A 13,185-nucleotide genomic window follows, 5' to 3' on the forward strand; every position below is an offset into this window, starting at 1 on the left:
CGGTGAACGACCGATACGACGGTTACGACCAGCAGAGTTACGAGCTGGTCGGATATGACGAGTCCGGCCGGCCGGTCTACCGGCCGGTCCAGCAGGCGCCGTCGTACGAGCAGAACTCAGCGTACGGGTACGGCTACGACCCGTACGCGGGCGGGCAGCAGCAGCCGGCCGGGCAGCAGCCCCAACAGCCCCAGCAGTCCCCGTCGTACGACACCTACGGCGGGGCACCGCAGCAGTACCAGCAGCCTCAGCAACCCCAGCAGTACCAACAGTCGCAGCAGACCCAGCAAGCTCAGCAGGCCACCGCGTACATCCCGCAGCAGGCCCCGGCGCCCGCGTCGCAGCAGGCCCAGCAGCCCGATCGTGACTACCGCACCGAGCAGTTCGAGTTCGTCGAGGAGCCGGACGAGGACTCCGAAGACGTCATCGACTGGCTGAAGTTCACCGAATCGCGCACCGAGCGGCGCGAGGAGGCGCGGCGCCGCAGCCGCAGCCGGGGCATCGCCCTCGTCGTCGTCCTCGCCCTGTGCCTGGTCGGCGGCGCCGGCTACCTCTGGTACCAGGGCAAGCTGCCGTTCCTCTCGAAGGACGCGGCGAAGGCCGGTGCGGCCGCCGCGGCCGGTCCGCAGAACCGTGACGTCATCGTCGTCCACCTGCACAACACCAAGGGTGGGGAGACGTCCACGGCGCTGCTCGTGAACAACACCACCACGAAGCGGGCCACGTCCGTCCTGCTGCCGAACTCGCTCGCCCTGTCCGACGAGGACGGCACGAGCACCACGCTCGCCAAGTCCGTCGAGGAGGACGGCTCCTCCGGAACCAGCGACGGCCTCGACACCCTGCTCGGCACCGACATCCAGGGCACCTGGCGGCTCGACACCCCGTACCTCAACAACCTCGTCGAGCTCGTCGGCAACATCGACGTCACCACGAACACGACCGTGCCCGACCCCGCCAAGAAGGGCACCGTGCTCGTCCACAAGGGCGCGGACCAGACCCTCAGCGGCCCGGCGGCCGTGGCGTACGCGACGTACCGGGCCAAGGGCGAGCCGCAGACGGCGCAGCTGGAGCGGTTCGGTCAGGTCATGCAGGGCGTGCTGCGCAAGCTGTCGTCCGACCCGCAGGCCGCGACGACGACCGTGCAGACGCTCGCCCAGATCCTCGACCCGTCGCTGACCGAGAAGGACCTCGGCGCCTTCCTCGCCAAGCTCGCCGACCGGGCCAAGGAGGGCGACTACAAGAGCGAGGTGCTGCCGGTGCAGCGCGGCGGCGCCATCTCCCGGTCCACCGCGGACTCGGTGGTCGAGAACGTGCTGGGCGGCACCGTGAAGTCCCCGTCCACCGGTGACTCGCTGCGCGTCGGCATCGAGAACGCCACCGGTGACAAGGCCCGCACCGAGAAGGCCCGCGTCGCCCTGGTCAACGGCGGCTACACGTTCGTGTCCGGTGGAAACGGCACGGCGGTCGCGACCTCTCGGGTCACGTACGCGGACGCCTCGCACAAGAAGGACGCCGTGGAGGTCGCCAAGACCCTGGGCCTGCCGACGTCGGCCGTGACCAAGGGCAAGGCGGCGAGGAACGCGGACGTCTCCGTGGTGCTGGGCCAGAACTACACCGGTCAGTGACCGTCCACCGGTGGTCCCGCGCCCCGCGCGCGTGGGGCCGCCGGTAAGGCCGTGAGGCGTGTCGGCGGACCGTGAGACCCTTGGGGTACCCCCCTGAGGGATCTTTCAGGGGATTCGGACCGCCTACGGAAAGCCTTGTAGTGACCGCCACTGACCGTTCCATCGAGCTCATCAACGTCGCCGCGCAGGCGGCAGCGGACAAGCTCGCGCACGACATCATCGCCTACGACGTCAGCGATGTGCTGTCCATCACGGATGCCTTCCTGCTCGCGTCGGCGCCCAACGACCGCCAGGTCAAGTCGATCGTCGACGAGATCGAGGAGAAGCTGAACAAGGAGCTCGGCGCCAAGCCGGTGCGCCGCGAGGGCGACCGTGACGCCCGCTGGATCCTGCTCGACTACGTCGACATCGTCGTCCACGTCCAGCACAGCGAGGAGCGCGTCTTCTACGCCCTCGAGCGGCTGTGGAAGGACTGCCCCGAGATCGACCTGCCCGAGGAGGCCAAGGCCACCCGCGGCAAGGGCGAGGAGCACGCCAAGGAGCGCGAGGCCGCGGCCGAGGAGATGCGTGAGCTCGGTGGTGAGGTGCTGTGACCAGCGCCTCACCTCGGGGGCGGCGCGTCGTCCTGTGGCGGCACGGCCAGACCTCCTGGAACCTGGAGCGCCGCTTCCAGGGCACCACGGACATCGAGCTGACCGAGGACGGCGTCGGCCAGGCCCGCCGCGCGGCCCGGCTGCTCGCCTCCCTGAGGCCGGACGCGATCGTCGCCTCCGACCTCAGGCGGGCCGCGGCCACGGCCGCCGAACTCACCGCGCTCACCGGCCTCGAAGCCGCGTACGACGAGGGTCTGCGCGAGACGTACGCGGGTGAGTGGCAGGGCCTCACGCACGAGGAGATCATCGGCCGCTTCGGCGAGCAGTACGCCGCGTGGAAGCGCGGCGAGCCCGTGCGTCGCGGCGGCGGTGAGCTGGAGACCGAGGTCGCCGACCGGGCCGCCCCCGTAGTGCTGCGGCACGCGGACAAGCTGCCGGACAACGGCCTGCTCGTCGTGGTCAGCCACGGCGGCACCATCCGCACCACCATCGGCCGGCTGCTCGGCCTGGAGTCCCACCACTGGGAGGGGCTCGGCGGCCTGTCGAACTGCTGCTGGTCCGTCCTCGGCGAGGGCGCCCGCGGCTGGCGTCTGCTGGAGCACAACGCGGGCACGCTGCCGGAACCGGTCCTCGGCGACGACGACTAGGGCCTGTCCTTTGGGCCAGGCCCTGGGCGCCCGGGGCCGGATTTCACTTTCCGGCAGGTCGCAGGCTAAAGTTCTTCTTGTTCGGCCCGCCGGGGGAAAGCCCGGAGGGGGAAGAACGCGAGGGGCTATAGCTCAGTTGGTAGAGCGCCTGCATGGCATGCAGGAGGTCAGGAGTTCGATTCTCCTTAGCTCCACAGGAATCAAAGATCCCGTCCCGTAAGGGGCGGGATTTTTCGTTGCCGATTTTCGGCCGGGTTGAACTGCCCGGGGCGCCCGGGGCGTATACCTCTGCGGACGTCGTGTCCGGACTGGTACGCGGGCGTCGCTGACCGGGTCGCTTCCGCCGTGGCAGAATCGGACGGCCGGAACGGGGCTGTGTCCGACCGACGAAGGCGGCCCGCTGGGGAGGGAGTGCGCGATGCCCTTGAGCATCAACGAGGAAGCCGTTCGCTTCCTCGGCATGGCAGCGATATCCGCCGAGCCCCCGGCCGGTTCCGAAGACGTCCCGTCCCTCAACTGTCCGTCCTGCGGCTCCTCCCACGTCGCGCAGATGCTCGGCGACAACGGCGGGATCTCGTACGTGTGCACGGCCTGCGGCCACAGCTGGAGCTGAGCGGAACACATGGGTGCACACAGGAGGAAGTGCGACTGGTGCGGCAGCGGCACGCCCATCGTGCGGGACATGGAGCCGCTGAACCCCGACTACCAGTACTGGTGCGAGGAATGCGCGCGGGCGCTGATCATAAAAGGCGACCCGATCGAGACGTACCGCGAGCTGGAGGGCGAGCCGATCTACGGCCGGCTCCTGGACGAGCACTGCACGCTCAAGCGCTTCTATTCGTTCGCCAGAGCCTGACCGCGGAGTACGCCAGGAAGGCGCAGGCCACTCCTACGTAGAGCGCCGAAAGCATCGACTCCCCTACGTTCTGGTGGAGTTCGGGCCGCCCGTCGGTGTGCGGCACCCACCACAGGGCGTAGGTGCAGAACGTCAAGGCCAGGGCGAGCGCGGCCTTTTGGCGGCCCGACTCCCACACGAGCAGCGCCAACGGCACGCACCAGACCCAGTGGTGGGACCACGAGACCGGGCTGACCAGGAGCGCCGTCGTCGCGCACGCCACCACCGCCTGGGCGCGGCGCCCGCGCAGCGCCGCCGCGACCGCGACCGTGAGCCCGACGACGGCCGTCACGGCGGCGGCAAGGGCCCACCAGGCGCCGGGATCCCCGGTGTGCAGCAGTCGGGCCAGTACGCCGCGCAGCGACTGGTTGCCGGTCTCCTCGGCGTGGCCGGGGCGGTCCGACTCGAAGACCATCCGCGTCCAGAAGTGCCGGGAGTCGTGCGGCAGGACGACGGCCGTCAGCACGGTCACGCAGACGAACGAGCCGACCGCCACGCAGGCCCCGCGCACCCATGGCCGCCAGGCCCCGCCCCGCGCCAACTGCGCGAGCCCCGTGCACAGCAGGAAGACGGCGAACAGCGCGGGCGTCAGCTTGATCGCCGCCGCGATGCCGATCCCCACGCCCGTCCAGCGGTGCCCGGGCCGGCGCGTGAGGTCCCACAGGACGAGCACGGCGAGCAGCAGATTGACCTGCCCGTAGCGCAGCGTCGTCCACACCGGCTCGCACCACACGGCGACGGCCGCCACCCACAAGGCGTGCTCCACGCGCGCGTGGCGTCGCACGAGACGCAGGGAGAGGTGCACAAGAGCGAAGAGGAGGGCGAGGTTCAGGGCGGTCGCGGCGACCTTCATGGTCACCACGTCCAGGAACGTCAGCGGCAGGAACAGCAGCGCGGCGAACGGCGGGTAGGTGGTCGGCAGGTCGGCGTAGGTCGCGCGCATCGCGTACAGGTCGCCACCTGTGCGGACCGTCCAGCCCTCCGCCCGGTAGACCATCAGATCGATCATCGAGACGTCGGCCGCGCGCTGGGCGATCACGAAGGCCGCGAACGAGAGCAGGCAGGCTCCGAGCGCAGCCGGTGCGTGGCGGGTGCGGGGCAGGGCGAGCACAGTCACATGAGGGAACACTAGTAGCCGTCAACGGCGACTTTTCCGTACAGAAGGGGGCGGAAGGGAAACGATTTGGTGATGCACCCCGGTGACCGTGTAATGTTGGCGACGCCGCCGGGGAGACCGACAGGGAAGCCCCGGAGGACCAAAGCACGGGGCTATAGCTCAGTTGGTAGAGCGCCTGCATGGCATGCAGGAGGTCAGGAGTTCGATTCTCCTTAGCTCCACAGGAACGTGAAGGCGGGCCATCCGATTCGGATGGCCCGCCTTTCGTTTGTGCGTGAGTGTTTGTGTCGACGGGCTACCTCCGGGCGCGGCTGCGGCCGGGCGGGAGTGCGGGGCGTGCCGGCCTCCGGTCCTGCGGGGCCGCGGAGGCGTCCTCCTCGATCCGCAGCGCCAGCGCGGGGCAGCGGCGCACGGCCCGTACCGCGTTCGCCTCCGAGTAGGCGGGGACCGCCGCCTCCGCGACCGTCGGGAAGCCGTCGGGTCCCAGCTGCAGCAGCTCCGGCACGATGTCCGCGCACAGACCGTGGCCCCGGCACAGCGTCCAGTCGACGGCGAGCCGCTTGCCGCTGGGCGTCGTGCTCGCCGGTGCCTCCGCGTGCAGCGGCAGCACGCCGAGCACCGGGCGGCCGCAGCCGGCGCCCAGGACGTGCGCGGCGAGGTCGTCCGTGAACGCCGAGATCGTCGACTCGATGAACGCCGCCGAACCGTCCGGGTGCTTGCACGCCCCGCGCCGCTTCACCGCGTGCGTGACCTCGCGCAGCGCCTCCAGGGCGGTCGGGCCGCCCCCGTTCAGCACGTCCTCCAGGCCGCGCGCCGCGGCGGGCAGCCCCAGGTAGCAGGGCCCGCACTGGCCCGCGCTCTCCGAGGCCAGCCACTGCGCCACCTTCAGGGCCTCGCCGAGCGGGCAGGTGTCGGGCCCGATCGGCAGGATCGCCCCGGCGCCCAGGGCGCCGCCCGAGGCCTCCAGGGAAGCGCGGGAGACGATGGCGTCCTGCGCGCCGACCCCGTCCAGCCACTTGCCGTGATAGCCGCCCGTGAGGACGCCCTGGGGGAGCGGGGGAGCGCCCGCGAGCTGGAGTACGTAGCGCAGCGGGACGCCGGACGGCACCTCCAGGACCATCGGGCGGGCGACCGCCCCGGAGAGCGTCAACAGGACCGTGCCGGGCTCGTCGTGCAGGCCCGTGCGGCAGTAGCGCTCGGCGCCCGTCCGGGTCGCGATGGCCAGCTGGGCGAAGGTCTCCGCGTTCGACAGGAGTGTGGGGGCGCCGCCGACGCCGGAGTCGGAGGCGCGGACCTTGCGGCCCGGCGGCATGGGCGGGCCGCCGTCCGCCGAGCGGATCAGGGCCGAGGACTCCCCGGTGACCATGCGCACCGGATTGCGCTGCACCCGCGCGCGTAGTGGTGCGCCCCGACGGTTCGTCAGGCCGCGCTCGGCGAGGGCAGCCTGCATCGACGCCTCGGTGCTGTCGCGGGTCACGCCGATGACGAGCGTGCGCGCGCCGATCGCCTCCGCGACGAGCAGGGCGCCGTCCAGGATCAGGTGCGGGGCCCGGTTGATCAGCACGGTGTCCTTGCGGCAGGCGGGCTCGTCCTCGCTGCCGTTGACGACGACCACCGGGCGCACTCCGCGCCGGATCGCGGACTCGGCGACCGCGCGGAGCTTCTTGGCGAAGGGGAAGCCCGCGCCGCCGCGGCCGCGCAGGGATATCGCCTGGGCCAGCTGCGCGAGCGGTTCGCCGGCCATGGGTTGCAGCGGTCCGTGCACCTTCAGGTGCATGTCGAGGTCGAGCCGCTCCACGAGGTCGAACCCCGAAGTGAGCTGGGGAAGTCCGACGACCCGGACTTCCGGGACGTCGGGCAGTGCGGTGTTCACTGCGTGCCTCCGTAGGGCATGGTCCAGGGCTCGCCGGAAGCGGGTGCTTGGTAGGGGCCGGGGAGCGGTTCGGTGGGATCGGGCGCTTCCGTGTAGTCGGGTGCGTCCTTATAGACGTCTTCGTAGGCGCCGGTGTTCACGCCGTCCCCGTAGGAGGCGGGGTAGCCGGGCACGCCTCCGTAGGGGGTGTCGTACGTCGGGTCGTACTGGGAGGGCGGGGCTGGGGCCGGGGGCGGCGGGGAGGGGGCGGGCCAGCGCTCGGGGGCGGCCTGCATGGGGGCCATGGGTTCCGCGTACTGCTGCACGTACGGGACCGACTGCGTGGGCAGCTCCTCGCGGGGGAGGGCGGACACCGCGCGGTAGGCGGCCGCGAAGCCGATGTCTGCCTGCGTCGGGGGAGCGGGTTCGAAGGTGGGCTGCGGGGCGGGCTGCGGGGCGGCCGGTGCGGGCTCACTGCGGGGCCCCGGGAGGGGCGAACCGGCCCGCCTGGTGCCGCCCGCGCGCGGTCCGGCGTCCAGGAATTCGAGGATGCGCACCGCCACCTTGCGCCGTACGGCCTGCGGCGACGCCCGGAGGGCGATCGCGCCGGCGACCGCGACCAGGGCCAGGCAGTACAGGACGGTCACGTACGCCTTCGCGGGACGGCCCGCGTACAGGCCGTGCATGAGGGCGAAGCACCAGGCCGGGTAGGCGAGCATGTGGGTCGCGCGCCAGCGGGTGGCGAGCCGGGCGGGGGAGGCCATGGAGCTGCGCAGCGCGCCCGTGACGCCCGTGGCGATCATGAGGAGTCCGGCGGTCACACCCAGGCCGATCAGGCCCGCGCTGCCGTCGAAGCCCCCGGAGAACGGGATCAGCGCGCCGAGCAGCGTCACGTGCGAGAGCGCGAGCTTCACGCTGATGTGCAGCAGCAGGAAGACCAGCGAGGAGACCGCGGTGATCCGGTGCACGGCCTGCGCGAGCAGCCGCTGCCGCGAGGTGAGGAAGACCCGGTCGGAGGCGACCAGGCCCCAGACGACGGACGAGGTCAGCGAGACCAGGCAGAGCACGCCCGCGCCGAAGTCGAGCGTCGCCCGCAAGGCGTCGCTTCCCGTGGACACGAGTACGGGTAACAGGAGGACGACTCCCGCGATGAGCAGCCCTGTTCTCCTGCGACGGCCGGCGCCGGGAGTACGTGAACTCCTCGGTGCGCGAAGGGAGTTCAGGGAGCGGGGGGTTCGAGGGTTCATGGGGGTGACTCCGAACGGTTCGGCACGGTGGTCCCACGGCCCGCACTCTAGATCGAGGCATACCGGGCAGTACGAGGTTTGAGTTATCTCGCTGTTATCTACGAGATGTTTGGTCTTTGCGTTGTCCCGATAGTGGGCGGTACGCCGAGTAATCCCTGGGGTGCGGTGGGGCGCGAGGAAGCCCGTCGCGGGCCGGGCGAGGGCTGCGGTACCCTGACGCCATGCGTGCCGTACGCCTTCTGCTTAGCGAGCCGCGCTGATCAGTCCCGACCCGCCCCCAGGGCGTGAGGTCGGAATCGGCGCGGCGTCCCCTCCTGTGCGAGGGGCTTTTTCATTTCTGAGCACTGGCCGCTGGCAGAGACAATCGATGGAGCTTTGAGGATCATGAGCGAGACGAATTCCGCCGCCGCTTCCGAGGCGGCGGTCGCGCCGCACCGCTACACGGCGGCCATGGCCGCCGACATCGAGGCACGCTGGCAGGACTTCTGGGACGCCGAGGGCACGTACGAGGCGCCGAACCCGAGCGGTGACCTGGCGGGCGACCCGCAGGTCGCGTCGCGCCCCAAGAAGTTCATCATGGACATGTTCCCGTACCCCTCCGGTGCGGGCCTGCACGTCGGCCACCCGCTGGGGTACATCGCCACGGACGTCTTCGCGCGCTTCCAGCGCATGACGGGCCACAACGTGCTGCACACCCTGGGCTTCGACGCGTTCGGCCTGCCGGCCGAGCAGTACGCCGTGCAGACGGGCACCCACCCGCGCACGTCGACCGAGGCCAACATGGTCAACATGAAGGTGCAGCTGCGCCGGCTGGGCCTGGGCCACGACAAGCGTCGGTCGTTCGCCACGATCGACCCGGAGTACTACAAGTGGACGCAGTGGATCTTCCTGCAGATCTTCAACTCCTGGTACGACGACGACCTGCAGAAGGCCCGTCCGATCGCCGACCTGGTCAAGCAGTTCGAGACCGGTGAGCGCGCCGTTCCCGGCGGCGGCTCCTGGAGCGAGCTGAACGAGGCGGAGCGCGCCGACATCCTGGGCGAGTACCGCCTGGCGTACGCCTCCGACGCGCCCGTGAACTGGGCGCCGGGCCTGGGCACCGTCCTGGCCAACGAGGAGGTCACCGCCGACGGCCGCTCCGAGCGCGGCAATTTCCCCGTCTTCAAGTCGAAGCTGCGCCAGTGGAACATGCGCATCACGGCCTACGCGGACCGCCTGATCGACGACCTGGACGGCCTGGACTGGCCCGAGGCGATCAAGCTGCAGCAGCGCAACTGGATCGGCCGCTCCGAGGGCGCGCGGATCGACTTCGCGGTTCCGGATGCCGACGGCTCCGGCGAGGAGAAGATCACCGTCTTCTCGACCCGCCAGGACACCCTGTTCGGCGCCACCTACATGGTGCTGGCCCCCGAGCACGACCTGGTCGAGAAGATCACCCCCGCCGCCTGGCCGGAGGGCGCCCACGACGTGTGGACGGGCGGTCACGCGACCCCCGCAGAGGCCGTCGCCGCCTACCGCAAGCAGGCCGCCGCCAAGTCCGACGTCGAGCGCCAGGCCGAGGCCAAGGACAAGACCGGCGTCTTCACGGGCGCGTTCGCGACCAACCCGGTCAGCGGCGAGCAGGTTCCGGTCTTCATCGCCGACTACGTACTGATGGGCTACGGCACCGGCGCGATCATGGCCGTGCCGGCGCACGACAGCCGTGACTTCGCCTTCGCGCGCGCCTTCGAGCTGCCCATGCGCTGTGTGGTCGAGCCGAGCGACGATCGCGGCACCGACCCCTCGACGTGGGACGACGCGTTCGTCTCCGGCGACGCGAAGCTGGTCAACTCCAGCGGCGAGGACATCTCCCTGGACGGCCTGGGCGTCGCCGACGCCAAGGCCCGCATGACCGAGTGGCTGGAGCGCAAGGGCATCGGCGCGGGCACGGTCAACTTCCGGCTGCGCGACTGGCTGTTCAGCCGTCAGCGCTACTGGGGCGAGCCCTTCCCGATCGCCTACGACGAGGACGGCATCGCCCACGCGCTGCCCGAGTCGATGCTGCCGCTGGAGCTGCCCGAGGTCGAGGACTACAGCCCCCGCACCTTCGACCCGGACGACGCCGACACGCAGCCCGAGACGCCGCTGTCGCGCAACGAGGACTGGGTCAACGTCACGCTGGACCTGGGTGACGGCAAGGGCCCGCGCAAGTTCCGCCGCGAGACCAACACCATGCCCAACTGGGCGGGTTCGTGCTGGTACGAGCTGCGCTACCTGGACCCGAACAACAGCGAGAAGCTGGTCGACCCGGAGATCGAGCAGTACTGGATGGGCCCCCGCGAGGGCATGCCCACCGGCGGTGTCGACCTGTATGTGGGCGGCGCCGAGCACGCCGTGCTGCACCTGCTGTACGCGCGCTTCTGGTCGAAGGTGCTGTTCGACCTGGGCCACATCTCGTCGGCCGAGCCGTTCCACAAGCTGTACAACCAGGGCATGATCCAGGCGTACGTCTACCGGGACGCGCGCGGGATCGCCGTACCGGCCGCCGAGGTGGAGGAGCGCGACGGCGCGTACTACTACCAGGGCGAGAAGGTCACCCGCCTGCTGGGCAAGATGGGCAAGTCCCTGAAGAACGCCGTCACGCCGGACGAGATCTGCGCCGAGTACGGCGCGGACACGCTGCGCCTGTACGAGATGGCGATGGGCCCGCTGGACGTCTCCCGGCCGTGGGACACGCGCGCGGTGGTCGGCCAGTTCCGGCTGCTGCAGCGCCTGTGGCGCAACATCGTCGACGAGACGACCGGCGAGGTCACCGTCGTCGACGTGCCCGAGGCGGACATCGACGTGGCCACGCTGCGCGCCCTGCACAAGGCGATCGACGGCGTGCGCGGCGACCTGGAGGGCATGCGGTTCAACACGGCGATCGCCAAGGTCACCGAGCTGAACAACCACCTGGTCAAGTCGTACGCGGGAGGCTCGCTGCCGCGCTCCGTCGCCGAGCGCCTGGTGCTGCTGGTCGCGTCGCTGGCCCCGCACGTCGCCGAGGAGCTGTGGCGCAAGCTGGGCCACAGCGACTCCGTCGTCCACCAGGACTTCCCGGTCGCCGACCCCCAGTACGTGGTCGACGAGGCCGTGACCTGCGTCGTCCAGATCAAGGGCAAGGTCAAGGCCCGCCTGGAGGTCTCCCCGGCGATCTCCGACGAGGAGCTGGAGAAGATCGCCCTGGCCGACGAGAGGGTCGTCGCCGCGCTGGACGGTGCCGGCATCCGCAAGGTCATCGTGCGGGCGCCGAAGCTGGTGAACATCGTGCCTGCGTAGCTTCTGGCCGCGGGCTCAGGGTTGTTCCCTACGGGCAGGTTGGGGGTTCCGCTGGAACCCTCGGCCTGCCCGCTCCGTTTACGGTGGAGAGACCGGTTGGGCGGGGCGACCTTGAGGAGAGCGCGCTATGGAAGCCGTGCTATTGATCATTGCGCTGATCTTCGTCGCGTTCTTGGCGTTCGGCGGGTACGTGACGGTGAAGGCGGTCGGCGCGGCCAAGCGCGGGGTGGACCGCAAGGTCGAGCAGGCGCGGCGGGCGGTGGAGGACACCACGCTGCGAGCCAAGAGCTATGTGCAGCCCGGCACGGCGGCCGAGTTGGCGCAGCTGCGGCTGCATCTGCGCACCTCCATGCGGGCCACGCAGGACGCGCTGCACGCGCGCGTGGCAGAGGACGCCTCGCTCAAGGAGTCCCTCGGTCTCTTCGAGCGCCTGAGTGCACACGGGCACGAGGTGGACGCCGAGCTGAAGCGCCTGGAGAGCGAGCCCGACAAGGCACAGGTGGCGCGGGTGCTGCCGGAGCTCAGGACGCGTACGGAGCGGATCACGCGGTCCGCCGACGCGCTGCGGCACGCGGCCCGCGACCGGGCCGGCCGGTTCGCGAGCGACGACCTCGACGCACTGAGTTCGCAGATCGACCTGGAGGCCGGCGCGCTGCGGCACTGGACGACCGAGCCGGGATCCGGAGCGGGATCCGCGGCAGGACCCGAGCCGGAGCCCGCGTGGCAGGCGCCGCGGACGGACCGCGGGCAGGAGCGGGACCGGGAGCGGAACCGGGCCGCGATCACTCCGCCAGGTGTACGCCCCGCGTATCCGTGGGAGAAGAAACCCCGTCCGGAGAGCACGACTTGATCGCCCGCCGGCGCGCGTCGTCCGATGGCCGGGAGGCAGGGGCCGGGCTCCCGCCGGGGGACCTCGGCAGGTAACCTCCGGTGCATGTCCCGCCATGTCGCGATCGTCACCGATTCAACGGCCTACCTGCCGCAGCGGACGATGGAGCGCCACGGCATCACGGCGGTGCCGTTGACCGTGGTCCTGGGTGACCGGGCGCTTGAGGAGGGTACGGAGATCTCCGCCCGCTCGGTCGCGGAGGCGCTGCAGAAGCGCCGGTCGGTGACGACATCGAGACCCGGCCCGGAGCAGTTCGCCGAGACCTACCGCAAGGTGGCCGAGTCCGGCGCCACCGCCATCGTCTCGCTGCACCTGTCCGCCGAGATCTCCGGGACGTACGACGCCGCGGTGCTGGCCGCGCGCGAGGCCCCGGTCCCGGTACGCGTCGTGGACACCGGAATGGTGGCCATGGCCCTCGGCTTCTGCGCGCTCGCAGCGGCGGAGACGGCCGACGCGGGAGGCACCGTCGACGAGGCGGTGAACGCGGCGGAGAAGCGGGCCTCGGGCACCTCCGCGTACTTCTACGTCGACACGCTGGACTATCTGCGCAGGGGCGGCCGGATCGGCGCCGCGCAGGCGCTGTTCGGGTCCGCGCTCGCGGTCAAGCCGCTGCTCCAGCTCGACGGCGGCCGCATCGAACTCCTGGAAAAGGTCCGCACGTCGTCGAAGGCGATCGCGCGGCTCCAGGAGATCGTGGCCGAGCGGGCGGGCAGCGCGCAGGTGGACGTGGCCGTGCACCATCTGGCCGCGCCGGAGCGGGCGGAGGCGCTCGCGGAGTGGCTGCGCGAGCACGTGCCGGGCCTGGCCGAGCTGCATGTCAGCGAGGTGGGCGCGGTGATCGGGGCGCACACCGGGCCGGGGTTGTTGGGGGCTGTGGTCTCGCCTCGGACGTAGGGCGGTGGCGCCTGTTTGCCTGGTTGTCTGCTCCGTCGGCCGTGTGGGTGACGGAGTTGTCCACAACTGCTGGGTAATCCCCGGGAATTGGGCAAGATCCACTTGTTGGTGGCGCGGTGCCTAACGTCT

11 protein-coding genes and 2 tRNA genes are annotated in these 13,185 nt (G+C 70.9%); 10 read left to right on the top strand and 3 right to left on the bottom strand.

Going from position 1 to position 13,185, the window contains the following annotated elements; translation table 11 throughout:
• Window positions 1–2: 2 nt before the first annotated feature.
• From ACOKM3_RS27350 to ACOKM3_RS27375, 6 genes are all read left to right on the top strand, one after another.
• Entirely contained in the window at window positions 3–1,625 is a 1,623-nt protein-coding gene (locus tag ACOKM3_RS27350; protein ID WP_426903673.1) for an LCP family protein, read from the top strand.
• A gap of 140 nt (window positions 1,626–1,765) precedes the next feature.
• Window positions 1,766–2,218: a ribosome silencing factor gene (rsfS, locus tag ACOKM3_RS27355; protein ID WP_266719721.1), complete on the top strand. Its 453-nt coding sequence runs from the start codon at window positions 1,766–1,768 to the stop codon at window positions 2,216–2,218.
• Window positions 2,215–2,865, top strand: coding sequence for a histidine phosphatase family protein (locus ACOKM3_RS27360; RefSeq protein WP_426903674.1), 651 nt, complete (start codon window positions 2,215–2,217; stop codon window positions 2,863–2,865). The genes rsfS and ACOKM3_RS27360 overlap by 4 nt, the downstream gene beginning before the upstream one ends.
• Before the next feature lie 121 nt (window positions 2,866–2,986).
• Window positions 2,987–3,059: transfer RNA gene (locus ACOKM3_RS27365), tRNA-Ala, on the top strand.
• 224 nt (window positions 3,060–3,283) lie between these two features.
• Entirely contained in the window at window positions 3,284–3,478 is a 195-nt protein-coding gene (locus ACOKM3_RS27370) for a hypothetical protein (protein ID WP_426903675.1), read from the top strand.
• Between the two features lie 9 nt (window positions 3,479–3,487).
• Entirely contained in the window at window positions 3,488–3,721 is a 234-nt protein-coding gene (locus ACOKM3_RS27375; RefSeq protein ID WP_266719727.1) for a hypothetical protein, read from the top strand.
• On the opposite strand, the gene ACOKM3_RS27380 is transcribed toward ACOKM3_RS27375, so the two are convergent.
• On the bottom strand, window positions 3,690–4,877 hold the full coding sequence (locus ACOKM3_RS27380) for a glycosyltransferase 87 family protein (protein WP_426903676.1): 1,188 nt from the start codon (window positions 4,875–4,877) through the stop codon (window positions 3,690–3,692). The two genes, ACOKM3_RS27375 and ACOKM3_RS27380, sit on opposite strands and share 32 nt — an antisense overlap.
• 148 nt (window positions 4,878–5,025) lie before the next feature.
• Here ACOKM3_RS27380 and ACOKM3_RS27385 point away from each other — a divergent pair.
• Window positions 5,026–5,098 (top strand) — tRNA-Ala (locus tag ACOKM3_RS27385).
• 74 nt (window positions 5,099–5,172) lie between these two features.
• Here ACOKM3_RS27385 and ACOKM3_RS27390 read toward each other — a convergent pair.
• Together ACOKM3_RS27390 and ACOKM3_RS27395 are read right to left on the bottom strand one after the other, a co-directional pair.
• A complete protein-coding gene (locus ACOKM3_RS27390) occupies window positions 5,173–6,750 on the bottom strand; it encodes an NADH-ubiquinone oxidoreductase-F iron-sulfur binding region domain-containing protein (protein WP_426903677.1) in 1,578 nt (525 codons plus the stop codon).
• Window positions 6,747–7,847, bottom strand: coding sequence for a cytochrome b/b6 domain-containing protein (locus ACOKM3_RS27395; RefSeq protein WP_426903678.1), 1,101 nt, complete (start codon window positions 7,845–7,847; stop codon window positions 6,747–6,749). The genes ACOKM3_RS27390 and ACOKM3_RS27395 overlap by 4 nt, the downstream gene beginning before the upstream one ends.
• A 513-nt stretch (window positions 7,848–8,360) precedes the next feature.
• Here ACOKM3_RS27395 and leuS point away from each other — a divergent pair.
• From leuS to ACOKM3_RS27410, 3 genes are all read left to right on the top strand, one after another.
• A complete protein-coding gene (gene leuS, locus ACOKM3_RS27400; RefSeq protein WP_426903679.1) occupies window positions 8,361–11,273 on the top strand; it encodes a leucine--tRNA ligase in 2,913 nt (970 codons plus the stop codon).
• A gap of 127 nt (window positions 11,274–11,400) precedes the next feature.
• Window positions 11,401–12,123, top strand: a complete 723-nt coding sequence (locus tag ACOKM3_RS27405; protein WP_426903680.1) for a hypothetical protein — start codon at window positions 11,401–11,403, stop codon at window positions 12,121–12,123.
• An 84-nt stretch (window positions 12,124–12,207) separates the two neighbouring features.
• Window positions 12,208–13,056, top strand: coding sequence for a DegV family protein (locus ACOKM3_RS27410; RefSeq protein ID WP_426903681.1), 849 nt, complete (start codon window positions 12,208–12,210; stop codon window positions 13,054–13,056).
• Window positions 13,057–13,185: the final 129 nt, after the last annotated feature.

Source organism: Streptomyces nidicola (assembly GCF_050106155.1).
In the GTDB taxonomy this organism is placed as follows: domain Bacteria; phylum Actinomycetota; class Actinomycetes; order Streptomycetales; family Streptomycetaceae; genus Streptomyces.